The organism is Eupransor demetentiae (assembly GCF_963930865.1).
GTDB lineage: Bacteria > Bacillota > Bacilli > Lactobacillales > Lactobacillaceae > Eupransor > Eupransor demetentiae.
In genome coordinates, this window is the sequence record NZ_CAWVOH010000001.1 from 762,250 (window position 1) to 785,703 (window position 23,454).

The window sequence follows — 23,454 nt, forward strand, 5'->3', positions numbered from 1 at the left end:
CTATCCTATTCGTTGGTCCGAATCCCTTGTACAATCACATTTACTTCGGACACACGAATACCCAAATAAGCGTCCAAGTTGTAAATAACCTTCTTTTGTACTGATTCTGAAATCTGAGGCAGACGCATACCGTACTGAGCCACGATGTAAACGTCAACGCTGAGGCCGTTTTCCTTTTGATGAACCACAACACCACGACCGTAATTTTCACGGTTTAGGATTTGATTCATGCCATCACGCAAAGCAGCGCGTGAGGCCATGCCAACAACGCCGGGGTTAGCAATGGCTGCTCCACCAACGATGGTTGCGATTACATCGTTTTCAACGTCAATGTCCCCGTTTTTGGTTTTGATTTTAATTGCCATAGTCGATTCCTCAGCCAGCGTTACCGCTCGCTATCCTTCCTCGATTGCTTTTAACTTATCTACTGATTAATTGTAACACAAATGAAATATTTCTTTTAGAGGGTCTTTAAAAGAACAAAAAAAGCCACCCGAAAGTGGCTTCTGATTATACACGCTCGATTGAACCGTTCTTTAGTCCGGCCTTCAAAGTGCGTGCTGTTAAATAAACCTTCTTGGGTGCAGATCCGTTAATCTTAACGGTAACCTTCTGCAAGTTAGGCTTCCAGCTACGACGACTTGAGTTCAACGCGTGTGAACGTTGATTACCAAAGCGTGTACGCGCACCTGTAATAGCATCTTTTGCCATGTCCGACCCTCCTTTTCGAGCCACTTTTTTAAAAGCTCTTCTTACAACATTAGTATACTTTACCAGAAGAATCGTCATTTGACAAGCTATTAAGCGTATTTCTCCAAGATCTTAGCCAACTGTTCTTTGTTGTGAAAACCAGTGATACGATCAACGATTTCGCCGTCTTTTTTAACGACAAGCGTTGGAATGGCACGAATTCCAAAGTTAGCGGGCGTTTCCTTATTCTGGTCAACGTCCATCTTCAGGAAGTGCACTTGAGGCATTTCGCTTGAAAGCGCCTCTAATACTGGTGATTGCATCTTACATGGTCCACACCAAGTGGCCCAAAAATCAGTGATTGATAGGCCTTGCTTAGAAGCTTCTTCAAAGTTTGAATCAGTTACTTCTTGTACTGTCATCATAAACCTCCATCTTTACTCTGGGTTACCATAAGAATTCCGGAAGAAAAGGAAACATGTACCAATTCTCCCACAAATTCATTCGATGACCACATTTTAGGCCAGTTAACCTTTGATGTCAAGGGGTACTCCGCATCAGGAATATCCAAATTCTCAACTAGACCTAATGCCATGAAACCCAAATACTTCATGCCAGCTAGCTTACGAACCGTCTTATGTCCCGGCAGTAAGTAGCTAACCACGTTTTGACAATCGATAAAACGAATCTTTTCGGCGCTAGCTTGTAAATCAGGTTCCACCGGTAACCACAAGTTACTTAATAGGTGGTCAATTCGTCCGCCCGTCGCACCATAGACATTAATCAAGTCAACGGGCATTTCCACTGCATGTCGCAAGGCCAACTGCGTATCGGTAAAATCCTTGCGTGTCGGAACCTGTTCAATTTCAGCCGCTTGGATTTTAGACTGGACGAAGTCGAATTCTTCCGACGAAAGAGAATCAAAATCACCAACGACCAAAGCCGGGGTAATCCCCTTTTTTAACAGGTAATAAGCGCCACGGTCGGCCCCAATCCAAGGTCCTTTCTTAGAAAAAAGGCCAGCGGGCCACTGGTCCACTGGCCCACCCGCTAAGATATTCAATTCTTGAACGGTTTTTGCCAAATTATTCACTCACTACTGCTGAACTCGTCAACTTCTTCAAACGTGCGATTTTAGCGGCAGGATCCTTCTTATCATAAACGTATGAACCCGCCACAAAAACGTTCGCACCAGCTTCATAAGCCTGACGAATGGTTTGATCAGTGATACCACCATCGACTTCAATATCAAACTTCAAATCGTTCATTGAGCGGTAAGTATCCAACTGCGTAATCTTATCGACCGTTGATGGCAAGAACTTTTGGCCACCAAAGCCAGGGTTAACAGTCATAACCAAAACCTGGTCAACCATGCCCAAAACCGGTGTAATTGCTGAAACAGGCGTTCCAGGATTAATCACAACTTCGGCCTTAACGCCGCGATCCTTAATCATTTGCAAGGCACGGTAAATGTGAGGGGTTGATTCAGCGTGAATTCCAATGATGTCGGCCCCATTGTCACACAATTGATCAATAAACTTTTCCGGGTTAACCACCATCATGTGGACATCAAGCTTCAAGTTAGTCTCCGGACGCAACTGCTTAACCCAGTTAGGACCGTAAGAAATGGCCGGAACAAAGGAACCGTCCATGATATCGATGTGGAGATATTCAGCGCCAGCTTCTTCAACCAACTTCACGTCACGTTCCAAATTCGTATAATCCGCACTCAAAATTGAGGGAGCGATAATTCCTGCCATACTTTTCAACCTTCTTTACACTTTATTTGTTTTTACGATACTTCGGCTTACGTGCCTTCATCAACTCGTAAAAGAGCTTATAACTATTATACCGTGATGCTGCGATTGTGCCAAGCGAGACCGCCTCTTTTACCGCACAACCAGGCTCATTTAAATGCTGGCAGGCACGAAAACGACAGTTAACCGATGCCGCCCGCATTTCAGGGAAATACTTGACCAGGTCCTCAACCGGAAAATCAAAAACTTCATAAGATGAAAAACCAGGAGTATCCGCAATCAGGGCCGCCAAAAACGGAATTGGAATCAAGGTAACTTTACGCGTCGTGTGCTTTCCACGACTGAGGGCTTTGGAGACCTCGCCCGTTTCAAGTGCCAATTCGGGTGAAATTTGGTTTAAGAGGGTCGACTTGCCCGCTCCAGTTTGCCCCATGAAGACCAAAACTTTGTCGCGTAAATGCGGCGTCAACTCTTCCACCGCCTTCGGACCGCTCATCACAACGGGATAGCCGATTTTTTGATAGAGTTTTTGCCAGTTTTGATAATCCTCGAGTTCTTGGTCATCCAGCAAATCCGCCTTAGAAAAGTAAATTAAGGCCGGGACACCGGCTGCTTCGAGCGCGACTAACTGCCGATCCAGCAAATTAGGATTAAAGTCTGGTTCTTTCAAAGCCGTCACAATCACGGCTAAATCAATGTTGGCGATTGGCGGGCGAACTAAAGCGTTCTGGCGGGGATCAATGGCCCATAGAAAGCCATCCCCATTTTCCGAATCAAATTCAACAAAATCCCCGACAAGGGGCTTTTCCTTATTCTTACGGAACTGACCACGGGCCCGTGTCCGAAAGACCTGACCATCGGCTGTCTGAACGTCATAGTAACCACTTAATGATTGTATAATTCGACCGGTTTGCATAAGGAAATTATAGCATACGCTGACGCTTTAACTACGCTTCATAAATATGGTATAATTGAAATATAGAACATATTGGAGGAAAGAATCTTGTTAAATAGTTATAAGAAATTCTGGACGAACCTTTTTGTAATTAATGGTACGGCTAGTCGTGCAGATTATTGGTGGCCAGCAGTGATTAACTTTGTCATTGCCGGTATCTTTGGTGGCATTTTTGGTAACATCTACCAAAGCGCCAATGGTCACAGCATTACTGAAATTTTCACCTGGACGGACCTGGGCAGCAACATGATTTACAACGTGATTGTCTTGTTGCTCTTCTTAGCAGAATTAACGGTGACGATTCGTCGCTTACACGACAGTGATCACTCCGGTTGGTGGGTGCTTCTACCAATCATCCCGGTATTGGGTTACTTCGCCCTACTCATTATGATGCTCTTCCCCGGCCGCTCAAACCGCTGGTCATAATCGCAAAAGAAAAAGCCAAGCCTTAAAGGCTTGGCTTTTTTTATTGTCTAAAAGAGGTCTAAGGCGGTCCTGATGTTACTCTTCGAGCCGGAACTCGTTGAACCACCAGAACTATTATTATCACTACCGCCGTTACCAGCGCCACCCCCATTATTGGATGGACTGGAATTGCTTGACGAAGCTTCAGAACCATCAGACAGTGTGACTTCTAAGGTTTGGTCAGAAGACATCTTACTGTTGGCCTTTTGCGACTGGGAAATAACCTGGTTACGGGGCTTTTCACTCGCAATATAAGTGTAGTTGACCGTAATGTTATGGTTATTCTTCCAAGTTTCAACCACACTTTGGTCTTGACCAGTGAAGTCCGGTACCGTTACCTTAGCAGGTCCGGAAGAAACCACGAAGGTCACCGTCGTCGTGTTTGGATCAACGGCCGTACCAGCGTCAATTGACTGGGAAATAATCTTACCCGACGGTACATCGTTTGATGACTTCATCGTCTTTTTAACGGTGAAACCTTGGGCCGTCAATTGCGTTGCAGTCGTACTGTAATCGGCATCAGTATAATCACCAAAGCGGATTGTCTGACCACCGGTTGAAACAATCAACTTAACCGTGGTGCCCTTGCGAACCCGGTCACCGGCGGATGGATTAGTCCGAACAACTTGACCCTTGCTGACGGTCTTCGAAGTCGTTTGGACCACCACAGGGTCAACTTGCAGGTTAGCATTTTCCAACTTTGCAATCGCTTGACTACGACTCATGTTGCTGACGTCAGGAACGGCCAAGTAGTTCGATTGGATTTTGGCAATTCCAAAAATCAAACCGAGCAGAACTAAGAGCGCACCGATGGCAATCAACCAGCGCTTGGGATCGTGATACTTGATACCGTTGGCTTTCAGGGTCTTACGAACATACTTTGGTGTTCGGTCAACGAGCTGCGCGATTTTCTTGACGGAATAGCCCTTGCGGCCATAGTCAATAATGTCGCTGACAACAGAACTTGGCTGGTCTTCCCGATCACCTTTATCTTGCAAATCGGCCGGATTGGTCGTTGGCATAATCCGCGTTTCATCATCATGATTTGCGGCAACGAAGGGTTCTTCGTTTGCACGGCGAGGTGACAAAACCGTCTTCAAGTCGTCCGACATTTCCTCGGCAGAATCGTAACGGTCGGCCGGATCCTTCGCCGTGGCCTTCAAAACAACGTTTTCCAAAGCTTGGGGCACATCTGGATCGAAGTCCCGTACGGAAGGCATTGGCATGGTAGCGTGCTTAAGGGCAACACTGGCCGCCGTTTCGCCTTCGTAGGGAACCCGGTTGGTTAACATCTGATAGAGGATAACCCCGAGGGCATAGATATCCGATTTAACCGAGGCCCCTTCCCCGCGCGTTTGCTCGGGGGAAATGTAATGAACGGAGCCAATCACCGTGTTGGTCTGGGTCAAATCTTGGCTTTCTTTTGCCATAGCGATGCCGAAATCAGTGATTTTAACCTGGCCATGCGTGTCAATCAAGACATTTTGTGGCTTCAAATCACGGTGAATAATGCCGGCTTGATGGGCCACTTGAACGGCTTCCAAAATCTGTCGCATGATGTCGACGATTTCACGATAAGGAATTGGGAAGTTTTGGTTGATGTAATCCTTCAAATCCGTTCCATCAACGTATTCCATCACCAAGTAATTGGAGCCATCGTATTGGCCGACGTCGTAAGCTTGGACAATGTGGTCGTTAACAAGGGCCGTTGCGGCTTTGGCTTCCCGCTGGAAGCGCTCTTCAAGATCCTTACGTCCCTGCAAGTCCAAACGCATAATTTTTAAAGTGACATCGCGATCAAGGTATTGATCGTGAGCAAGATAGACGTTGGCCATACCGCCCCCACCGAGGGGGCGTACAATTTGGTATCGACCGTCAATCACAGTACCTGCTTGCATATTAACCTCAATCCTTTCTGTCACTTGCAGCCTGATCACTCATCGCAATCAAGGCAGTAATATTGTCGGAAGCATCCCGTCGGTTGGCCTCATCAATCAACTCATCCACCCGCTCTTGTAAGGGCTGGTTGGAAGAAATAATGGCGGCCATTTCGTGATCCGTCAGGGCCTTAGGCAAGCCATCCGAGGTCAGGAAAATAATGTCATTCTTTTCCAATTGATGTTGATGATATTCCAAATCGATTTGGTTATTAACGCCGACGTAACGCGTAATGCTGTTGGCTTCCGGCAGCTTGGCATCGTAATCCTTGCCATCCTGTCGCGCCAGTTCGTTGCGCAACGTGTGGTCAAAGGACAACTGCGTCAAACGCTGATCACGAACGTAGTAGGCTTTTGAATCACCAGCGTTAGCGACCAAAAGCTGATTACCGACGACGACAGCCAAAACGATAGTCGTCGCCATGTTGGCCGTTGCCTGATGATTCTGACCGACTTCAATCACCGTTTCATTGGCTTGAGCAATCGTCTTGTCGAGCCAATCCTTGATTTCGTCTAGCAAAGTTAAAGTCGTCAACTGCCAGGCTTCACCAAGAAAGTGAATGACGAGCTGACTGGCCTGCTGACTACCGGGATTGGATGCGACGCCGTCAGCAACAAGCATCAACGGAATATTATTTTGATTGTAGTAAGCCCCCACGGCGTCCTGATTATTCTGCCGTTGGGCACCCTTATCGGTACGATAAGCAATGATCATAAAATTTACTCTCTGTGCTTGAATGCGGCCAAGAAGAAGCCATCCGTCTGATAATCATCGGGATAAATGTGCAAGGCGGCTTCTGTACGGTCAGCCTTAAGATTTTTAGACGTCTGTACGGGAATTTGTTCAAAATCAGGATTGTCCGCTAAGAATTGGGCGACCACCTGGTCATTTTCCTGTGGCAAAATCGTACAAGTGCTATAGACCATGATACCATTTTGGCTCAAAACCTGACTAGCGGCGGACAAAATGCTTAATTGCAACTTCGCCAAACTTTCCACGTCTGCTAACGACTTTTCGTAGCGAATTTCCGGCTTACGACGGAGCAGCCCCAAACCAGAACAAGGTGCATCGACCAAGATGCGGTCGTATTTTTCGGTCAAAGTTTCAGGAATCTTGCGGGCATCGAGTTTCTTCACTTGAATCTGCTCTGAAAGTCCCAAACGCTCGGCATTTTGTTCAATTAATTTGAGCTTGTGGTCGTGAATATCAAGGGCCAAAACCTGGCCATCAGCTGGCAAGTTTTCAGCGATTTGCGTGGTTTTACCGCCAGGAGCGGCCGCCACGTCCAAAGCCTGCTTAACCTGCTCGTTAACTTGCAGTGCTTCAACAGGCAGCATAGCACTTTCATCCTGAATGGTAATCAAGCCCAGCTTGTAGGCCTTACTGTGCACAACTGAATTTTTTCCTTTAATCACAAGGCCTTCAGCAGCCACCGGAGAGGCTTCAACTTCGTAACCCTCTTCGGTTAATAGCTGGCGAACTTCCCTAGGGGTCGCCTTCTTTAGGTTAACGCGCACCGACTGGTGCGGTGCTTGGTTAATGGCCTGCAAGATGGCCGTGACCTTATCCAAACCCAGGCTTTCTTCAAGTTCACTAATGAGCCAAGTGGGCACCGAATATTCAACGGATAGACGTTCCACGGGGTCTTTGATTTGCTTAAAATCGGGTAAACCTTGGCGGTCAATTTGGTGCAAAATCGCCGTGACAAACTTGGTCGTCCCGCTGTGACCTAGCTTTTTGGCCACTTCAATGCTTTCGTTAAAAACGGCATGCTTGGGAACTTTATCCAACATTTGCCACTGGTACAAGGCACTATATAGCAGTTCCCGTACCCAGTTATCGAGCTTTTTACCCGCAATAAAGGGTTGCAACCAGTAGGCTAGGGTCAAACGATGTTGGATGACGCCGTAGACCAAATTAGTCAGCAAATGACGATTAGCGAGCGAAAGCTCGTTTTTCTTGATGACCTGATTAAGTTGTAGATTCGAATAAGCCCCCTCTTTAACACGGGACAGGGTCTGTACCGCTAAAATTCGGGGGTTATCACTTTGTACTTTTTTCATTATTCCTCGATGTGGTCTTGGGCCCACTGGTCACCAACGGTAAGATCACGACCTGCACCGTTTAGATAGGCCGTGATATCCATCACGCCCTTACCGGCCGGCTGCAAACGTTCGATGGCTAGAGTGGTGCCATCGGCTGCCGCCACAATTAATTGCTTTTTACTACGTTCAACAATTTGACCAGGAGCCTTTTGCGTCTTCTCGCTCAATGGCTTAACTTGAACCAGCTTGACGCGCTGGCCGTCAACTTCAACGAAGGCCGGATGAGTTGGGTAAAGACCACGAATGTGCCAGTCCAGCTGCTGAGCGCTTTCCTTGCCAAAATTCAAAAATTGTTGTTCGTGAGAAATATTTGGTGAGAATGAAACTTCAGCCTCATCTTGGGCAACAGGTTGAATGTCGCCTGTTGCAATCTTAGGCAAGGTGGCCATCATCAGGTCACGAGCAGCCAAGCCAAGCTTATCAAACATGGTGCCCACGTTATCTTTGTCGGTAATCGGCACCTTAATGACGTCAATAACATCCCCGGCATCCATCTTCTTGACCATGTACATGATGGAAACGCCGGTTTCAGCGTCGCCATTCATGATGGCATAGTGAACTGGAGCACCACCACGATACTTTGGCAAGAGAGAAGCATGGGCATTAACCGCTGCAATTTTAGCCGCAGCCAAAAGCTTGTCCGGCAGGAATTGGCCAAAGGCCGCCGTAATAATAAAATCAGGCTGCCATTCTACGATTTGGTCCATTTCAGGTGAACCAGAAATCTTTTCCGGTTGCAAAACAGTCAAACCAGCAGCCAAGGCCGCTTCCTTGATTGGACTCGGGGTCAGCTTACGCTTACGTCCCTGAGGGCGGTCCGGTTGAGTAACAACGCCCAAAATATCATATTGATCTGAAGCCACCAAAGCTTCTAAGAGGGGAACGCCGAAAGCTGGCGTGCCCATAAAGACTACCCGATAGGTCATGTTTAACTTCCTCATTTGTTTAAAAGTACTGATTAAATCAGTCCATTCCTGCTGCCAATTATACCAGAATTCCGCTTTACATAAAGGACAGCGGGTTACGAATCACGTTGAGTTGCAGGCCGTTTTTAGCCTTTTGCGCACGGTCAGCCAACTCGTGTAAAAAGCCGTCCATTTCGTGATCATCTTTTAACTTGAGCAAGATTTGGAAATAGTAGCGATTCTTTAATTTTGCAATGGGCTGGGGCGAAGGACCGAGTTGAATCACATTGTTTGGTATGCGTTTCTTAAGCCAGCGGCCAACTTGGGCTGCCTGCAAGGCGACTTGATTTTCTTCTGGCGCTGACATTTGAATCTGAACCGTATAGAAATATGGCGGGTACTGGCCGGCATGACGAATAGCCATCTCTTGGCGATAAAAGCCTTCGTAGTCATGCTTTTGGGCATAAGTAATGGCGTAGTGCTCGGGGTTAAAGGTTTGAATAACCACCTCACCCTTGGCCTCGTGGCGACCGGCGCGACCGGCAACCTGAGTGAGCAATTGAAAGGTTCTCTCCGCCGCATGAAAGTCGGGTAAGCCCAAACTCGTATCGGCATTCAACACCCCGACTAGCGTCACATCTGGAAAATCCAAACCCTTAGCAACCATCTGCGTCCCGAGCAAAATGTCGGCCTCGCCCTGCCCAAAACGCTGTAAAGCTTTGGCCAAGGAACCCTTTTTGCGGGTCGTGTCCTGGTCAATGCGAATGACCCGAGCAGATGGGAAAAGATCCATCAACTCGGCTTCCGCCTTCTGGGTGCCCGTGCCGTAATAACGGATTCGTTTAGAGCCACAGGCCGGACAAATTTGTGGAATCGGTTCTTGATAGCCGCAGTAATGGCATTTCAAGGTGTGCGTATCCATGTGCAGGGTCATGGCCAGATTACAGTTTGGATCGCGTGGCACAAAGCCACAGTCCCGACACATTACGAAACTCGAGTAACCGCGTCGATTCAACAGCAAAACCATTTGCTCTTTTCGGTCTAGACGGGCCTGAATTTTATTCCGTAAACTCGTTGAAAAATTGGTATCCGGCTGGTCGGCCATCGATTCTTTCATGTCAACGATTTCGACTTTGGGCAGTTCTGCACCGCCGGCTCGTTTCGTCAACATGAGATGCTGATAAACACCCTTTTGGGCGCGGGAACGACTTTCCAATGAAGGCGTCGCCGAACCTAAAATAACAGGAATGTCATGGTAAGCAGCCCGCCATAAGGCGACATCGCGAGCGTTATAGCGCGGATTATCCGCCTGCTGGTAGGAAGTCTCGTGTTCTTCGTCCACGATAATCAAGCCCAAGTTAGTCAAGGGAGCAAAAACTGCCGAACGAGCGCCGACCACAACCTGAACATCGCCACGTTCAGTCCGCCGCCATTCGTCGTAGCGCTCCCCCTCTGAAAGACCGGAATGCAAAACCGCCGTTTTGTTGCCAAAGCGAGCTCGCACGCGCTCTAGCATCTGTGGTGTCAGGGCAATTTCTGGAACGAGAAAAAGAACGGTCTTGCCGGACTTTAGTACTTCGGCGGCTGCTTGAAGATAGACCTCGGTTTTACCAGAGCCGGTAATCCCTTCGAGCAGGAAGGGTTGATAAGTTTGGGCATGGGCAGCGCCAATCACCGCTTCGTAGGCAGCTTCTTGTTCAGGATTTAATTGGTGCCATTGCTGACCAGATTCGATGGCAGTACCGGCTGGTCGACGCAAGAGCTCAACATCAGTGGCCTGCAACCAGCCTTTCTTAACACCAGCTTGCAAGGTGGCTGTTGAAAAATCAGCCATCTCCTGCAGTTCTTTTTTGGTAAAGGTTTGGCCTTGATTTTCGAGGATAAAGTCCAGCAAGTGCTTTTGCTGCTTGGCGTTGGCGCGTAATTGCCCGGCAGCTTCTTCCAAAAACTCGCTGTCGGCTGAAAGCTGATAAGCTCGTTGCTTTTTAATACGGCCACGGTTAGCAATAATCGGTTCGATTGAAAGCCAGCCTTCGGCTGCTAATTGCTTTAGCTGACGCCACTGCTTGGGCGTAAATTTGCTCAATTTCACGTCACGTTCTTGCTGGCCCTCCAAATACTCAACCCGGATATCATCCGACAAATCGGCTTTTTCCAGCTTCAAACGTTGCTGATAATCGGCCTTCAAAGAATTGGGTAACATACTTTGCAAAATCGTAATCCGAAAAGCAAAAATGTCTTCGGCCAACTCGGCAGAAAGCTGGACCAGTTCGGGCGAAAGCACCGGCTCCAGGTCCAAGCTGGTCGTCACCTCTTTAAGTTCCTCAGCAGCGACATCGCTCTTGTCCGTCAAGGCGACCACAAAACCCATGACCTGGCGATGACCAAAGGGCACAATTACCCGCATCCCCGGCTGAACTTGCCCCTGCAAATCGGCCGGTAAAGCATATGTATAAGGGCGGTTGGTCTGCATCGTAGGCACATCAACAATTATTTGAGCATAACGAGTAGCCATCCGCTCCTCCTTTCAAAACTTAAATGTGTTTTAGGTTAATGCCAATGCGTTCCTGAATGGCATCCAAAGCCTGCATGTAGCGGGCATAGTAGCCGCCAAAATCAGTCTTGTCGCCCTCATCATCAAGAATCACAGCCCGATCCATGAAGCCGTAATGCCCCAGGATTTCAAGCAATTTCTTGTGGAAAAGCAAGCGCTCATCAGGGTCAACATGGCTAAAGTCAGCGCCAGTGGCCTGACTAAGCGAAGTCAAAGGTGGAATAATCAAAATCAAATCAATTTCCTCTTCGGAAATCGTATTATCAAATAAGGCCTGTAACTGGGCGTTTTCTTCCATGGACAAGAACATTTGCGCGCGGGCCATGGTCATCATGGCATCGGAATCAAAAATCGTTAAACCGTTGTTGGCCGGCGAATTGATTTCAGAAGAATTGGCATCGTACTGACCTTGAATAATCCGCATGTAATCTTTAAGACCCAATTCATTATCCCGAACGTTGGATTCTTCTTGATACTGGCGGAAAAATTCAATTGAAAATGGTGAGTTCGAAGTACGGGCCAAGCGACGAACCAAGGTCGACTTACCCGTACCGGGCGCCCCCATGACGGTAATCTTTTTGGCAAAATGGCGGCGGAAAACACGGTTGATGTAGTCCCAGTTTTTAAGCGGATCCTTACGGATTTCCGTTGCCGAAACCTTCAAAATGGTACGGTCCATCAAGGATACGGAGAAGTTCCCCTGGTCCGCCAGAAGTTCTTCCAGCTTCTCTTTGTAGTCTTCCTCGCCCGTGTAAAGCGTGATATGGGCGTCGGGATCAACGATGTTACGCTTAATTGTTTTGACCAAGAGTTCGGTCCATTCATGCCAGCCATTCGGCATTTCTGGGATATTGTCCTCGTTGATGTAATCAACCTTAATCGCTGGCTCGTCGTTAAAGGCTTCGCGTAAGTAACGGAAGCGCTTTTCGACTGGTAAACCAATTTGGTCCCCACGGTCACCCGTGTAGCCAGAAGCAATCACGACTACCCCATCGTTCAGCGCCGCCGCCTTATAGATTTCAGCCTGATGTCCAATGTGCATTGGCGCCAGAGTTCCGAAAAAGACGCCGATGCGCTTCCCCTTCAAGCTTTCCTTAACCAAATTTTCCTTAACCATGAGCCGTCCTTTTCTTCTTTTTCATGAAAATTTACGTGCTTCTATTATAACAAAAAGCCAGTGAACGATTGTCCACTGACTGTCATCTTAATCCAGCTCAATATCGCCGGAATCATTGCTAATACGGAAAGGCGTCGCATTACCCGACTTTTGCTGGTAGGCCTTGGAGATATGTGTATCGCCACTGTCATTTTCTGACCAGAGTTCAGGCAAACGACTATTGGAAACATGAATGTCACCACTGTCATTATGGATGAAACCGCCTTGCGTCACGGTGACGTTCTTCAAGTTTTGGTCACCAGAATCGTTTTTAACCATCAACCTTTTGGCAGTCAGTCCACTAATTTTTTGGTCGCCGCTATCCGAGCTTAAGCTGATTTGATCCAGTTCAACATCGCTAGGAACCGTAATCACAAGTTGTTCAAATTCCGAAAAGCCCAGATGCATGGTGAAAGGATGGCCTTTCTCGGATACGGAAAGAACGCCATCTTTTAAAGTCCAGTCCAGATCCTTTTTGTCCATTCCTTTGGCATAAACAGCAAAATGATCGCCCTTTTGTACCGTGACATCACTGCTGCCCATATCCACTTTCACTTCGTGAATGTCCTGACCTTTATTGACCAGGTGCCCGCCCGTGACGTCAGTGGACTGACTATCTTTGGAATAGCTGCCGTAGTGCAAACCATTCTGCCAGCTAATGTAGGCGGGTCCCTTCACAGCCAGTGCAGTTCCGGTCATCGTAGCGCCCACAACCAGCAGTCCAATCCCCCATTTGATTGACTTATTCATGATTTACCTCCCGCTTCATCAAATCTAAAATTCTTTGCCAACCAAGTCGCAGCCAATTCCAAGTCATCACACCCAACCGCCGGACACTGGGCCAAATTAAAATCACTAAGCCGAACATCATAAAGGCGATTCCAAGGCAGTACAGGCTGCCCCAGAAGCTTTGGAAGATAATGAAAGGCAAACATACGACCATCAGAATTCCAGTTAAGACAAAGGCAAAAATAATGCAAGCAAAGGTAAAGGGCAAGACCAATAGCAGAATGGCAACCGTCATTAAAATCGGTAACCAAATCGGACTAAGCAAAACCAGCAAGGTCCAAAATACAATTTGCTCGGAAAGACTATGCGGAACTTTTTCTCGTTTCGTTTTTCCAGACTTTTGATGGCCTTGACTCGAATCTTTTCCGGTTAAATCCGCCTTTAGCTTTTCTGCTAATTGTTGCGGACTACCCAACTTTTGCCGGGCTTGCTCGTCCGTTAAATGACCATCCGCAAAATAATTTTGATAATAGTCCAAAATATCCTGGCGGTCAGAAGCCGCCAAGTCGCCCAAATGATGGGATAGTTCATCTAAATACGTCATTTTATTCTCCTAAAACTTGATTGACTGCCATTGAAAAATCGCGCCAATCTTGCTTTGCCTCCTTCAAATATTGCTCCCCATTCGCCGTTATCCGGTAGTACTTACGCACCCGCTCGGCAAAAACAACGGATTCCGTCGAAACATAATCGAGCTTTTGTAACTTACGCAACACCGGATAAGTCGTCGAATCTGAAATTGGAATATGACTTTGAATCTTTTTTGTAAGCGCATAGCCATAAAGCGGCTCTTCTTTTAAGGCTTGCAGCACCACCGCTTCTAGAACACGGTTTGGAATCTTAATTGCCATAAACCCTCCTTATTCAGCTATATTATATGTCATATAGTATTGTTTATCAAATAATAGGTATAAAAAAACCAACCTTCCGGTTGGCTTCATTTAAATTACTTGTCAAACAACTTAAGGTACTTGCCGTAGCCTTCCTTTTCCATGTCGGCCTTGGGAACAAAGCGCAAAGAAGCGGAATTAATGCAGTAACGCAAGCCACCCTTGTCAGCAGGACCATCTTCGAAAACGTGGCCCAAGTGAGAGTTAGCTTCCTTTGAGCGAACTTCCGTACGCGTCATCCCAAAGGAATGGTCGGTGTTTTCAACCAAGTCATCGTCGTCGATACCCTTGGTGAAGGCTGGCCAACCACAGCCAGAATCATACTTATCCGTTGATGAGAACAATGGTTCACCAGAAACAACATCAACGAAAATCCCGTCGTCCCACCACTGGTCGTACTTACCAGTAAATGGACGTTCGGTAGCAGCATTTTGCGTCACGTCATATTGTTCCGGTGTCAAACGTTCCTTCAATTCATCTTTTGAAAATTCAGTCATATTGCTTATCCCCCCAGTACTTCTTTTGATATTGCTTACGAGGCACCATCATCATGGCTTCACGCAAAGGATCCTTCTTGTAAAAGTCCTGATGATACTCTTCGGCCTCGTAAAATGGCTTAGCATCTTCAATCTTGGTCACAATTGGTGCATCGAAGCGGCCTGATTCTTCCAAAGCCTTCTTAGAAGCTTCGGCGATTTCACGCTGCTGCGGACTGTTCACGAAGATTACCGGACGGTATGAATCGCCACGGTCTTGGAACTGGCCCGTTGCATCAGTTGGATCAGCAACTTGCCAGTAAAGTTCAACCAATTCCTTGTAGGAAATCACATCGGGATCAAACCAAATCTTAACGGCTTCGGTGTGACCCGTTGTGTGGCTGCAGACTTCTTCATATGTTGGGTTGGCAACGTGCCCACCTGTATAACCGGAACGGACTTTAATGATTCCAGGCATGGTTTCGAAAGGTTCGACCATACACCAGAAGCAGCCGCCGGCAAAAATTGCAGTTTCTTCAGACATTCAAAACACCTCCTGGATACTATTGTACTCAGAAGGTGTAATTCGTCAATGGTATAGTTGTATTTATTCACTCAAATATGAGCTTCAATCCAGTCCCAAACAGCATCCTTACCGTACTTCGTCTGAGAAGAGAAAAAGAGAAAATCGCTGTTACTTGGGTCATATCCCAGCTTCTTCTTAATGATTGATTCCGCCTGGTTAGACTTACCCCGCGCAATCTTATCTAACTTCGTGGCCACCACCAAAATTGGTATATGGTAATAATTCAGCCATTCATACATCATGACGTCCTCTTGGCTAGGCGCATGACGAGCATCCACAAGGGAAATCACCCCTCGCAACCGCTTACGCGAGGTAATGTAAGTTTCAATCATTTGTCCGAATTCTTCGCGCTGCTTCTTGGAAACTTTGGCGTAACCGTATCCCGGAACATCGACGAAGTAGAGTTGATCTTCGACATCGTAAAAGTTCAAGGTCTGCGTCTTACCGGGTTGGGCTGAAGTGCGGGCAAAATTCTTACGATTAATTAGCGTGTTGGTCAATGAGGACTTCCCCACATTGGAGCGACCAACTAGGGCAAATTCTGGTTTTCCGTCAGTTGGATACTGACTAGGTGAAACCGCGCTCATCACCATATCTACGTTATGGACTTCCATTACTTATGCTCTTTCTTCAAAACGAGTTCAGGCTCCGACTCACCATTCACGGCCGCTGGCGTGATAATCACCTTTTCAACGTCATCACGACTAGGCACATCGTACATGACGTTTTTCATAACCTGTTCGATGATGGAACGCAGTCCACGGGCACCAGTGTGGCGATCAATGGCCAAGTTGGCCATTGCCTTAAGGGCTTCAGGTTCAAATTCAAGCTCGACATGATCCAAGCCCAAGAGCGCCTTATACTGCTTAACCAAGGCATTCTTTGGCTCCGTCAAAATATGAGTCAAATCTTCAACCGTCAATTCATCCAAAACCGTCAAAATTGGCAAACGCCCGATGAACTCCGGAATCAAACCAAACTTCGTCAAATCTTCCGGTTCAACATGCTTCAAGATATTCTTATCGTTTAGTGCGGCAGAATTGTCTTTACTGTCAGAACCAAAGCCAATCACACGCTGACCCAAGCGTTCCTTAATAATCGTATCCAAGCCGGCAAAAGCACCACCAACAATGAAAAGAATGTTGGTCGTATCGACTTGAATTAATTCCTGCTGTGGGTGCTTACGTCCTCCCTGAGGTGGAACAGAAGCGATGGTCCCTTCCAACATCTTCAAAAGGGCCTGTTGGACACCTTCACCAGAAACATCACGCGTAATCGAAACATTTTCTGACTTCTTAGCAATCTTATCGATTTCATCGACGTAGATAATACCCTGTTGCGCCTTTTCAACATCAAAGTTGGCCGCTTGCAAGAGCTTCAAAAGAATGTTTTCAACATCTTCTCCAACGTAGCCGGCTTCAGTCAAAGTCGTGGCATCCGCAATGGCAAAAGGCACGTTCAAGATTCGAGCCAAGCTTTGGGCCAAGTAGGTCTTTCCTGAACCAGTGGGTCCCAAAAGGGCGATGTTAGACTTCTGTAGCTCAACATCTGTGGTTTTTAAATTGTTTTCATTGACACGCTTGTAGTGGTTGTAAACGGCAACCGCCAACGTCTTCTTCGCATCTTCTTGCCCGATAACGTAGTCATTCAACTCGGCCACGATTTCATGTGGGGTAGGCAATTCGAGTTGCTCTTCGCCCTTATCAGCGGCAATTTCTTCTTGAATGATTTGTTCGGCTAAATCAATACATTCATTACAAATATAGAGTCCATCCGGTCCAGCCACGAGCTTTTTAACTTCACTGGCCGACTTACCGCAAAAACTGCAATGAACTTCTGGTGAAAAATCGGATGTATCTACCATGTTGACTTCCTTTTTTAATGCTTATAAGTTCCTTCTATTTTATCAGTCTTGGAGCACTAAGCAAGTCCAAATGAAAAAAGCCCTCGCGGGCTTTTTAAATTAAACTTACTTCTTAACTGGCTTTGCTGAGTCGACGATCTTCTTAACCGTCTCACGCATACCAATATCATGCTTCAAGAGGCTTTCAGAAAGCGCTGCACGAACCTTGTCTTCTTCCATCTGGTACTGTGCAGCCAAATCCTTAACTTCTTGGTTAACTTGATCTTCTGAAGGGTTGATGTTTTCCTTCTTCATGATAGCTTCCAAAACCAAACCAGTCTTAACACGCTTGTCAGCGCCTTGTTCGAACTGCTTTGCCAGGTCAGCTTGGCTTTGACCAGAAATCTTAAAGAACATTTCTGGAGAAATACCTTGTTGCTGCAACTGACCCAAGTACTGGTTAACTTGACCTTGAACGTCTTCTTGAATCATTGCTTCAGGAATGTCACCACCGACAACCTTAGCGTTATCAACAGCCTTGCTTACGGCTGCATCTTCAAAGGCATCCTTGGCTTCGCGTTCCTTAGCATCCTTCAAACGCTTTTCAATCTTCTTCTTCAAATCTGCCAAAGTGTCGACGTCATCATCAACATCCTTTGCAAATTCATCATCCAAATCAGGCAATGACTTGCGCTTGATTTCGTGGATGGTAACTTCGAACAAAGCTTCCTTACCAGCCAAGTTCTTAGCCTGGTAATCTTCAGGGAAAGTTACCTTAACGTCAACATCTTGACCAGCTTCATGGCCAATCAATTGATCTTCAAAGCCAGGAATGAATGAACCTGAGCCCAATTCAAGGGAGTAATCCTTAGCCTGACCACCGTCGAAGTGGTCGCCGTCAACAGACCCATCAAAGTCGATGATGACAGTGTCACCCTTTTCGGCCTTAGTGCCCTTGTCTTGCAAAACCAATTCAGCTTGGTTTTCGCGCATGCGGTTCAATTCTTCATCAACGGCCTTGTCATCAACAGTGTCGTCTTGTGCAGGCACTTCAAGGTTCAAGTAGTCACCCAATTCAACTTCTGGAGCAACGTCAACTTCAGCCTTCATTTGCCAATCTTCACCCTTGTTCATTGAAACTGGGGCAATGTTTGGACGGCCAACAACGTTGATTCCTGCTTCCAAAACAGCAGCTTCATAAGCGCCTGGCAAAACGATGTCCATAACATCTTGGTAAAGTGCTTCTTCACCAAACTTTTGCAAGAACAATGGGAATGGTACCTTTCCCTTACGGAAGCCAGGTACGGCCATCTTATCCTTGTTGCGATCAAAAGCTTGCTTCAAGCCCTTTTGTACATCGGCTTGAGCGATTGTAAATTCCAAAGTACCGTGGTTCTTACCATCGGATGCTGCTGTCCATTTAGACATGTAATAAATTCCTCCAAGTATTAACTTCTATACAATTTTAGACCAAAATCAACATTTTCTCAAGCCTAAGGGCCCGTTGATTTTGCCAAAAAGCGTCGACTTATGACAAAAACAATCTTTTAGAAGACTAGTTTTATCAAGCCTTCTCGGCCTTGCTTAATCTTCAAGGTTAGCCAGTGCTGAGATGGCTTCCGTGTAAATTCCCATCGACCGGACCAAATCGTCCACAAGGGCAAATTCGTCTACGCGGTGCATGGTATCAGGTGAGTCTGGGAAAAGCGCGCCAAAGGCCACGCCACGCTCCATCAAACGCCCGTAGGTTCCCCCACCAATGACTTGATCATAGGCAGGCAAACCAGTTTGGTCATGATAAATTGACAAAAGCGTCTTAACCACTGGATCAGAAGGAGCCACGTAGTGTGGTTCTTGTGAGTGACCACCGATGCTTGCTTTGGCCTGCCAGTCACCGACATGCGCCTGCAACTTGTCCAAGATTTCAACCGGGGTAATGCCCTTAGGATAACGGAAGTTAAAGTTCAAAGAGGCGCCCTTACCAGGCTGGAACTTTTGAATTCCAACGTTCATTGACAGTGGTCCCATAACGTCGTCGGTGTAGTTTACGCCAAACTTCTCACCAACTGTGTCAGCGTGTGCCGGACCACCCAAGTACTTTAAGAAGCCCTTGGCATCCCCGCCAAAGTCATAATTCATTAAGAAGTTGGCCAAGTAAGTTCCGGCGTTATAGCCATCCTCTGGCATGGCACCGTGGACTTGCTTACCGTACAGGGTAAACTTGGCGGCATTCCCATCGATTTCAACATCGCCGTGCAATTGCTTGTGCTGGTTCAAATAGTTATCAAAATCAGCGGCCAAGTTGTCGGTGTGGTGCATTTGAATAGTCGCCCGAGCAATTCCAGGTACCATGTTTGTTCGAATACCGGACTCGAACTTTTCCAAGGTCACGGTGCCACCGTTGCTTGCACCCGACTCAACGTTAACCTGAACGTTTCCCTTTTCTCCGTTGATGATGGGATACTCAGCATCGGGTGAAAAGCCAAAGACTGGGGCTGGTTCTACTTCAAAATAACGCGTCATCCCCGTCCAGTCGTTTTCCTCATCCGTTCCGAAAATCAAACGAACACGGCGCTTCAAGGGCAGGTTCAAATCACGAATGATTTTGAAGGCGTAGTAGGCTGCCATTCCTGGTCCCTTATCATCTGAGGCACCGCGGGCAATTACCTTTCCGTCTTCAATGACAGCCTTAAAAGGATCCGTTTTCCAGCCTTCTCCAGCTGGCATAACATCCAAGTGGGAAAGAATGGCGACGTATTCGTCAGCATCCTTAGGTCCAATTTCGATGTAACCGACAATGTTTTCAATGTTTTTTGTAGTAAAACCGTCACGTTGAGCCAAATCAAGCATCGTGTCCAAAGCCTGCTTAGGTCCTGGGCCCAAAGGTGCTTGATCGGTTTTAGCGGCATCATCACGTACGGATGGTACGGCCAAAATCGTCTTTAAATCCTCCAGGTAATCAGCTTCGTAGTCTTTTGCAATCTTTTGCCAATCCATTGATGCCACCCTTCTTAAAAATCCGAAATTTTTAAGCCTTTCATTTCTGCTTTGTGTTATTTTTCATTATAACCTTTGAAAGTGTAAAATGTTGAGTAAGGAGGGTTTCCATGGAAATTTTAACCGACGAAATTCTGAAGAAAGTAATTCAAAAACGCGCGAGTGCCTCTCATAAGGGCACTTATGGCCGCGTGCTCATTGTAGGTGGCTCCGCTAATTTTGGCGGGGCGGCCATCATGAATGCGCTTGGTGCCGTCCAAGCGGGTGCTGGTCTGGTTTCAGTGGCAACCGACCCAAGTAACTTTGCCGCTTTGCACGCCCAATTACCCGAAGCGATGGTTACTGATTATCAGCAAGACTTCTCTGACCTGATGGCAAAGCAAGAGGTGATTTTGATTGGTTCAGGCTTAGGCAATCAGCTTGACATCTTAAAGCGGGTCCTTGAAAGGGTTCAGAAGAATCAAATCTTGATTTTAGATGGCTCTGCTTTGACCATGCTGTCGCAAAATCCAATCAAATTACCGGACTGTCAATTGATTATGACACCTCATCAAATGGAGTGGCAACGGATTGGTGAAGTGCCAATCGCTGATCAAAGCCGCGAGGATGCCAATTGGGAAGCCTTAGTCAACTTCCAGCCTGAACCAATTCTGGTTTTGAAGAGTAACCACACCCAGGTATACGCGGAAAACTGCGTCCACCAGCTCAGCGTTGGTGGTCCTTACCAGGCAACCGGTGGCATGGGCGATACTTTGGCCGGTATCATTGCTGGTTTTGTGGCGCAATTCAAGCCCCTCAAGGATGCCGTTTTGGCGGCGACTTACATTCATTCCGCCATTGCAGAAGAACTATCGAAAAAGGCCTTTGTCACGCTGCCAACGACCATTTCCGCTCAGCTACCCTACTACATGAAGAAATACGAAGCATTGCAGCCCGAAGATATGCCGATAAAGGGCTAAGGAAGGACTCATTTTGAAATTTATCTCCTGGAACATCGACTCAATTAATGCCGCAGTAGAGCACAAGAGTGCCCGCGGTGAAATGACTTGGGACGTCCTCAATAAAATTGCGGCCGCTAAGCCAGATGCCTTGGCCATTCAAGAAACGAAACTCAAGGCCACAGGCCTCACCAAAAAGCAGGAAGAAGCACTCAAGGAACTCTTCCCAGGCTACTTTATTTACACGAACTCATCGACTGCCCGTTCAGGTTATTCCGGTACCATGTTTATCGCCAAGGAAGAACCAATCAGCGTCGACTATCCTGAAATTGGCGCGCCTGGTGACATGGATCAAGAGGGTCGCATCATCACCCTTGAATATCCAAAGTATTACCTATCGACGGTCTACACCCCCAACTCTGGTGGTGAACTCGCTCGTTTGGAAGATCGTGGCTCATGGGACGATGCCTATCGCAAATACATCGATGGTCTCAACGAAAAAAAGCCCGTCATTTTCTCTGGTGATTTAAACGTTGCCCATGAAGAGATCGATTTGAAGCATCCTAGTGCCAACCACCACTCCGCTGGTTTTACCGACCAAGAACGTGAGAAGTTTGGTAACTTGCTAGAAGCTGGTTACGTGGATACTTTGCGAGCCCTTAACCCTGGCAAGCCTGACATCTACTCCTGGTGGGCCCAGCGCTCAAAGACCAGCAAAATCAACAACTCCGGTTGGCGGATTGATTACTACTTGGTTTCCAAGAGTATCGCCGACAAAGTCGAAGCTTCCACTGTGGTGGATACGGGTGCCCGTCAAGATCACGCCCCCATCGAACTCGACATTAACTTATAATCAAAAAAACGCCCGGATGGGCGTTTTTTATTTGTTCTTAACGAAGGGTTTAAGAGCCTGTGGGCCAGATTGCTTGGCCTGGTAAATCAAAATCTGCGCACAAGCAATCGCATCAGCCAAGGCGTTGTGGTGGTTTTTTAAGTCCAGGTTCAATTGATCGGCCACCGTGTTGAGTTTGTGGTTAGGAAAGGCTGGGAAAAAGTAGCGGCTCGTTGCCACCGTGTCTAACAACTGGTAGTGCGGTTCACTGAAACCAAAATAGGCCAAAGTTCCCTTCAAAACCGAAGAGTCAAAATTGGCATTGTGAGCCACCACGAGTTGATCCTCGGTAAAAAGCGGCGCAATCGTGGGCCAAAGGGTAGCAAAATCCGGCGCCTCTGCCACATCCTCCTTGCGAATCCCATGAATCTGAGTATTCCGCTTAGAGAAATATGTTGGTGGCTTAATCAAACTATAAAATTGGTCCACGATTTTATCATCGCGCACGACCACTAAGGCCAGAGAAACGGCCGAGTGACGCTCGTGATTGGCCGTTTCAAAATCAATGGCAACAAAATTCATACTAACTCCAATCGCATTCGCCGTAGCTGACGAACTTTTCCGTTTGGCAAAGTGAAATCGCTGTCTTCCCCAGTGAATTCAAAAGAAAATTGCTGGTAAAGATGAATGGCGACTTCATTTTGAGCCTGAACATCAAGCCAGAGCCAGGGCAATCCCGTTTGCTTCGCCCAGGCGATCATGGCCGTAACGGTTCGTTTCCCCAAACCTTGTCCCTGAAACTCTTTCAAGATGGCAATCCCGACTTCCTGTTGGTCAATCGAGGCAATCCCGATTGACCGCTCCTGCTGCTGATCATTGGCCATCACTAGCCAAGTTCGATCCGGCAAAGAGGCATCACCGGGGCGAGCTTGTTGGCCGTCGCGAACGGCCCCCAAGGTAAAGGTGTCACTTTCTTCCTGCAGAAGGTCAATCAGCTGGTAGGCCTGCGGCGCATAGTCAGCGGTCAAGGTCAGCAAGGAATACTGATAAGCTTTGCTCATGATAGAGCCTGCTCAATCTTTTCGGCTCGGCCCTGACCAGTCACGGTAATTTCACGTTGATCGTCACCGTCCAAACGTTTGAAATCTAAAATCAAACGGTCGTTAGGCAGAATGTCCGCCATGTACTGGGGCCATTCCACTAAGGCAACGCCGTCGGTTCCCAAGAAATCTTCAAAACCCTGGTCCTGCGCGCCAGTATTTTCCAGACGGTAAGCATCGAAGTGGTACAAAGGCCAATTGCTTCCCTCGTACTGGCTCATGATGTTAAAGGTCGGGCTTTTCACCCGGCGCTTAACGCCGGCAGCACGGGCAAAGCCCTGCGTAAAAGTCGTTTTACCCGCGCCTAAATCACCCGTGAGCGTGATGACCAAACCCGGATAGGCCAAAGCAGCAATTGCTTTTGCCAAGGCCTGCGTATCTTCAACTTGATTGGAACGAAATTTCTTCATGGCTTCATTATAGCATGGTGAAAGGCCAGCATTAATTCCACACTTGTACTATAATCGATTGTGAAATT

Annotated in this window: 27 protein-coding genes; 3 read left to right on the plus strand and 24 right to left on the minus strand. The window is 47.2% G+C overall.

The window, feature by feature from the left end; all coding sequences use genetic code 11:
- Positions 1 to 5: 5 nt before the first annotated feature.
- The 6 genes from ABSY64_RS03850 to rsgA form a co-directional block, all read right to left on the minus strand.
- On the minus strand, positions 6 to 365 hold the full coding sequence (locus ABSY64_RS03850) for an Asp23/Gls24 family envelope stress response protein (protein ID WP_349641750.1): 360 nt from the start codon (positions 363 to 365) through the stop codon (positions 6 to 8).
- Between the two features lie 145 nt (positions 366 to 510).
- Positions 511 to 711: a 50S ribosomal protein L28 gene (gene rpmB, locus ABSY64_RS03855; RefSeq protein WP_047974341.1), complete on the minus strand. Its 201-nt coding sequence runs from the start codon at positions 709 to 711 to the stop codon at positions 511 to 513.
- A gap of 89 nt (positions 712 to 800) precedes the next feature.
- The gene (gene trxA / locus ABSY64_RS03860; protein ID WP_349641751.1) at positions 801 to 1,112 is read right to left on the minus strand and encodes a thioredoxin; all 312 of its coding nucleotides are present in this window, start codon (positions 1,110 to 1,112) and stop codon (positions 801 to 803) included.
- Positions 1,112 to 1,783 carry a thiamine diphosphokinase gene (locus ABSY64_RS03865; protein WP_349641752.1) on the minus strand — a complete coding sequence of 224 codons (672 nt, stop codon included), beginning with the start codon at positions 1,781 to 1,783 and terminating at the stop codon, positions 1,112 to 1,114. The genes trxA and ABSY64_RS03865 overlap by 1 nt, the downstream gene beginning before the upstream one ends.
- The gene (rpe, locus tag ABSY64_RS03870) at positions 1,776 to 2,450 is read right to left on the minus strand and encodes a ribulose-phosphate 3-epimerase (RefSeq protein WP_349641753.1); all 675 of its coding nucleotides are present in this window, start codon (positions 2,448 to 2,450) and stop codon (positions 1,776 to 1,778) included. The genes ABSY64_RS03865 and rpe overlap by 8 nt, the downstream gene beginning before the upstream one ends.
- 22 nt (positions 2,451 to 2,472) lie before the next feature.
- A complete protein-coding gene (gene rsgA / locus ABSY64_RS03875; RefSeq protein WP_349641754.1) occupies positions 2,473 to 3,363 on the minus strand; it encodes a ribosome small subunit-dependent GTPase A in 891 nt (296 codons plus the stop codon).
- An 87-nt stretch (positions 3,364 to 3,450) separates the two neighbouring features.
- Here rsgA and ABSY64_RS03880 point away from each other — a divergent pair, with 87 nt between their 5' ends.
- A complete protein-coding gene (locus tag ABSY64_RS03880; RefSeq protein WP_349641755.1) occupies positions 3,451 to 3,828 on the plus strand; it encodes a DUF805 domain-containing protein in 378 nt (125 codons plus the stop codon).
- Between the two features lie 47 nt (positions 3,829 to 3,875).
- Here the strand turns inward: ABSY64_RS03880 and pknB are convergent, their stop codons facing one another.
- From pknB to pepV, 15 genes are all read right to left on the minus strand, one after another.
- Positions 3,876 to 5,765 (minus strand): Stk1 family PASTA domain-containing Ser/Thr kinase, encoded by a 1,890-nt coding sequence (gene pknB / locus ABSY64_RS03885; protein WP_349641756.1) that lies wholly within the window; start codon positions 5,763 to 5,765, stop codon positions 3,876 to 3,878.
- A 7-nt stretch (positions 5,766 to 5,772) separates the two neighbouring features.
- Complete coding sequence (locus ABSY64_RS03890; protein ID WP_349641757.1) at positions 5,773 to 6,519, minus strand: PP2C family protein-serine/threonine phosphatase; 747 nt, start codon at positions 6,517 to 6,519, stop codon at positions 5,773 to 5,775.
- A gap of 5 nt (positions 6,520 to 6,524) precedes the next feature.
- The gene (gene rsmB, locus ABSY64_RS03895) at positions 6,525 to 7,868 is read right to left on the minus strand and encodes a 16S rRNA (cytosine(967)-C(5))-methyltransferase RsmB (RefSeq protein ID WP_349641758.1); all 1,344 of its coding nucleotides are present in this window, start codon (positions 7,866 to 7,868) and stop codon (positions 6,525 to 6,527) included.
- Positions 7,868 to 8,836 carry a methionyl-tRNA formyltransferase gene (gene fmt / locus ABSY64_RS03900; RefSeq protein WP_349641759.1) on the minus strand — a complete coding sequence of 323 codons (969 nt, stop codon included), beginning with the start codon at positions 8,834 to 8,836 and terminating at the stop codon, positions 7,868 to 7,870. Before fmt ends, rsmB begins: the two co-directional genes overlap by 1 nt.
- Before the next feature lie 76 nt (positions 8,837 to 8,912).
- The gene (gene priA / locus ABSY64_RS03905) at positions 8,913 to 11,330 is read right to left on the minus strand and encodes a primosomal protein N' (protein ID WP_349641760.1); all 2,418 of its coding nucleotides are present in this window, start codon (positions 11,328 to 11,330) and stop codon (positions 8,913 to 8,915) included.
- A 19-nt stretch (positions 11,331 to 11,349) separates the two neighbouring features.
- Entirely contained in the window at positions 11,350 to 12,486 is a 1,137-nt protein-coding gene (locus ABSY64_RS03910) for an AAA family ATPase (RefSeq protein ID WP_349641761.1), read from the minus strand.
- 87 nt (positions 12,487 to 12,573) lie between these two features.
- Positions 12,574 to 13,275: a DUF4097 family beta strand repeat-containing protein gene (locus ABSY64_RS03915; RefSeq protein ID WP_349641762.1), complete on the minus strand. Its 702-nt coding sequence runs from the start codon at positions 13,273 to 13,275 to the stop codon at positions 12,574 to 12,576.
- Positions 13,268 to 13,858, minus strand: a complete 591-nt coding sequence (locus tag ABSY64_RS03920) for a DUF1700 domain-containing protein (RefSeq protein WP_349641763.1) — start codon at positions 13,856 to 13,858, stop codon at positions 13,268 to 13,270. The genes ABSY64_RS03915 and ABSY64_RS03920 overlap by 8 nt, the downstream gene beginning before the upstream one ends.
- A 1-nt stretch (position 13,859) precedes the next feature.
- Positions 13,860 to 14,165 carry a PadR family transcriptional regulator gene (locus ABSY64_RS03925; protein ID WP_349641764.1) on the minus strand — a complete coding sequence of 102 codons (306 nt, stop codon included), beginning with the start codon at positions 14,163 to 14,165 and terminating at the stop codon, positions 13,860 to 13,862.
- A 95-nt stretch (positions 14,166 to 14,260) separates the two neighbouring features.
- On the minus strand, positions 14,261 to 14,701 hold the full coding sequence (gene msrB / locus ABSY64_RS03930) for a peptide-methionine (R)-S-oxide reductase MsrB (RefSeq protein ID WP_349641765.1): 441 nt from the start codon (positions 14,699 to 14,701) through the stop codon (positions 14,261 to 14,263).
- On the minus strand, positions 14,694 to 15,224 hold the full coding sequence (gene msrA, locus ABSY64_RS03935; protein WP_349641766.1) for a peptide-methionine (S)-S-oxide reductase MsrA: 531 nt from the start codon (positions 15,222 to 15,224) through the stop codon (positions 14,694 to 14,696). The genes msrB and msrA overlap by 8 nt, the downstream gene beginning before the upstream one ends.
- Before the next feature lie 71 nt (positions 15,225 to 15,295).
- A complete protein-coding gene (gene yihA, locus ABSY64_RS03940) occupies positions 15,296 to 15,880 on the minus strand; it encodes a ribosome biogenesis GTP-binding protein YihA/YsxC (protein ID WP_349641767.1) in 585 nt (194 codons plus the stop codon).
- On the minus strand, positions 15,880 to 17,130 hold the full coding sequence (clpX, locus tag ABSY64_RS03945; protein WP_349641768.1) for an ATP-dependent Clp protease ATP-binding subunit ClpX: 1,251 nt from the start codon (positions 17,128 to 17,130) through the stop codon (positions 15,880 to 15,882). Before clpX ends, yihA begins: the two co-directional genes overlap by 1 nt.
- 105 nt (positions 17,131 to 17,235) lie before the next feature.
- Positions 17,236 to 18,537, minus strand: a complete 1,302-nt coding sequence (gene tig, locus ABSY64_RS03950) for a trigger factor (RefSeq protein ID WP_349641769.1) — start codon at positions 18,535 to 18,537, stop codon at positions 17,236 to 17,238.
- A gap of 156 nt (positions 18,538 to 18,693) precedes the next feature.
- Entirely contained in the window at positions 18,694 to 20,106 is a 1,413-nt protein-coding gene (pepV, locus tag ABSY64_RS03955) for a dipeptidase PepV (protein ID WP_349641770.1), read from the minus strand.
- Between the two features lie 110 nt (positions 20,107 to 20,216).
- Between pepV and ABSY64_RS03960 the strand changes: the two genes are divergently transcribed.
- On the plus strand, positions 20,217 to 21,065 hold the full coding sequence (locus tag ABSY64_RS03960; RefSeq protein WP_349641771.1) for an NAD(P)H-hydrate dehydratase: 849 nt from the start codon (positions 20,217 to 20,219) through the stop codon (positions 21,063 to 21,065).
- A gap of 13 nt (positions 21,066 to 21,078) precedes the next feature.
- The gene (locus ABSY64_RS03965) at positions 21,079 to 21,897 is read left to right on the plus strand and encodes an exodeoxyribonuclease III (RefSeq protein ID WP_349641772.1); all 819 of its coding nucleotides are present in this window, start codon (positions 21,079 to 21,081) and stop codon (positions 21,895 to 21,897) included.
- 27 nt (positions 21,898 to 21,924) lie between these two features.
- Here the strand turns inward: ABSY64_RS03965 and ABSY64_RS03970 are convergent, their stop codons facing one another.
- Genes ABSY64_RS03970 through tsaE form a run of 3 tightly spaced genes read right to left on the minus strand, consistent with a single transcriptional unit; the run spans position 21,925 to position 23,386 of the window.
- On the minus strand, positions 21,925 to 22,458 hold the full coding sequence (locus tag ABSY64_RS03970; RefSeq protein WP_349641773.1) for a 3'-5' exonuclease: 534 nt from the start codon (positions 22,456 to 22,458) through the stop codon (positions 21,925 to 21,927).
- A complete protein-coding gene (locus tag ABSY64_RS03975; protein ID WP_349641774.1) occupies positions 22,455 to 22,937 on the minus strand; it encodes a GNAT family N-acetyltransferase in 483 nt (160 codons plus the stop codon). The genes ABSY64_RS03970 and ABSY64_RS03975 overlap by 4 nt, the downstream gene beginning before the upstream one ends.
- Complete coding sequence (gene tsaE, locus ABSY64_RS03980; RefSeq protein ID WP_349641775.1) at positions 22,934 to 23,386, minus strand: tRNA (adenosine(37)-N6)-threonylcarbamoyltransferase complex ATPase subunit type 1 TsaE; 453 nt, start codon at positions 23,384 to 23,386, stop codon at positions 22,934 to 22,936. Before tsaE ends, ABSY64_RS03975 begins: the two co-directional genes overlap by 4 nt.
- Positions 23,387 to 23,454 lie beyond the last annotated feature (68 nt).

Excerpts from the sequence above, each read along its gene's own strand:
- ABSY64_RS03850 (WP_349641750.1), bottom strand. The coding sequence starts at position 365 with ATGGCAATTAAAATCAAAACCAAAAACGGGGACATTGACGTTGAAAAC.
- rpmB (WP_047974341.1), bottom strand. The coding sequence starts at position 711 with ATGGCAAAAGATGCTATTACAGGTGCGCGTACACGCTTTGGTAATCAA.
- trxA (WP_349641751.1), bottom strand. The coding sequence starts at position 1,112 with ATGACAGTACAAGAAGTAACTGATTCAAACTTTGAAGAAGCTTCTAAG.
- rpe (WP_349641753.1), bottom strand. The coding sequence starts at position 2,450 with ATGGCAGGAATTATCGCTCCCTCAATTTTGAGTGCGGATTATACGAAT.
- rsgA (WP_349641754.1), bottom strand. The coding sequence starts at position 3,363 with ATGCAAACCGGTCGAATTATACAATCATTAAGTGGTTACTATGACGTT.
- pknB (WP_349641756.1), bottom strand. The coding sequence starts at position 5,765 with ATGCAAGCAGGTACTGTGATTGACGGTCGATACCAAATTGTACGCCCC.
- ABSY64_RS03890 (WP_349641757.1), bottom strand. The coding sequence starts at position 6,519 with ATGATCATTGCTTATCGTACCGATAAGGGTGCCCAACGGCAGAATAAT.
- rsmB (WP_349641758.1), bottom strand. The coding sequence starts at position 7,868 with ATGAAAAAAGTACAAAGTGATAACCCCCGAATTTTAGCGGTACAGACC.
- fmt (WP_349641759.1), bottom strand. The coding sequence starts at position 8,836 with ATGACCTATCGGGTAGTCTTTATGGGCACGCCAGCTTTCGGCGTTCCC.
- priA (WP_349641760.1), bottom strand. The coding sequence starts at position 11,330 with ATGGCTACTCGTTATGCTCAAATAATTGTTGATGTGCCTACGATGCAG.
- ABSY64_RS03910 (WP_349641761.1), bottom strand. The coding sequence starts at position 12,486 with ATGGTTAAGGAAAATTTGGTTAAGGAAAGCTTGAAGGGGAAGCGCATC.
- ABSY64_RS03915 (WP_349641762.1), bottom strand. The coding sequence starts at position 13,275 with ATGAATAAGTCAATCAAATGGGGGATTGGACTGCTGGTTGTGGGCGCT.
- ABSY64_RS03920 (WP_349641763.1), bottom strand. The coding sequence starts at position 13,858 with ATGACGTATTTAGATGAACTATCCCATCATTTGGGCGACTTGGCGGCT.
- ABSY64_RS03925 (WP_349641764.1), bottom strand. The coding sequence starts at position 14,165 with ATGGCAATTAAGATTCCAAACCGTGTTCTAGAAGCGGTGGTGCTGCAA.
- msrB (WP_349641765.1), bottom strand. The coding sequence starts at position 14,701 with ATGACTGAATTTTCAAAAGATGAATTGAAGGAACGTTTGACACCGGAA.
- msrA (WP_349641766.1), bottom strand. The coding sequence starts at position 15,224 with ATGTCTGAAGAAACTGCAATTTTTGCCGGCGGCTGCTTCTGGTGTATG.
- yihA (WP_349641767.1), bottom strand. The coding sequence starts at position 15,880 with ATGGAAGTCCATAACGTAGATATGGTGATGAGCGCGGTTTCACCTAGT.
- clpX (WP_349641768.1), bottom strand. The coding sequence starts at position 17,130 with ATGGTAGATACATCCGATTTTTCACCAGAAGTTCATTGCAGTTTTTGC.
- tig (WP_349641769.1), bottom strand. The coding sequence starts at position 18,537 with ATGTCTAAATGGACAGCAGCATCCGATGGTAAGAACCACGGTACTTTG.
- pepV (WP_349641770.1), bottom strand. The coding sequence starts at position 20,106 with ATGGATTGGCAAAAGATTGCAAAAGACTACGAAGCTGATTACCTGGAG.
- ABSY64_RS03960 (WP_349641771.1), top strand. The coding sequence starts at position 20,217 with ATGGAAATTTTAACCGACGAAATTCTGAAGAAAGTAATTCAAAAACGC.
- ABSY64_RS03970 (WP_349641773.1), bottom strand. The coding sequence starts at position 22,458 with ATGAATTTTGTTGCCATTGATTTTGAAACGGCCAATCACGAGCGTCAC.
- ABSY64_RS03975 (WP_349641774.1), bottom strand. The coding sequence starts at position 22,937 with ATGAGCAAAGCTTATCAGTATTCCTTGCTGACCTTGACCGCTGACTAT.
- tsaE (WP_349641775.1), bottom strand. The coding sequence starts at position 23,386 with ATGAAGAAATTTCGTTCCAATCAAGTTGAAGATACGCAGGCCTTGGCA.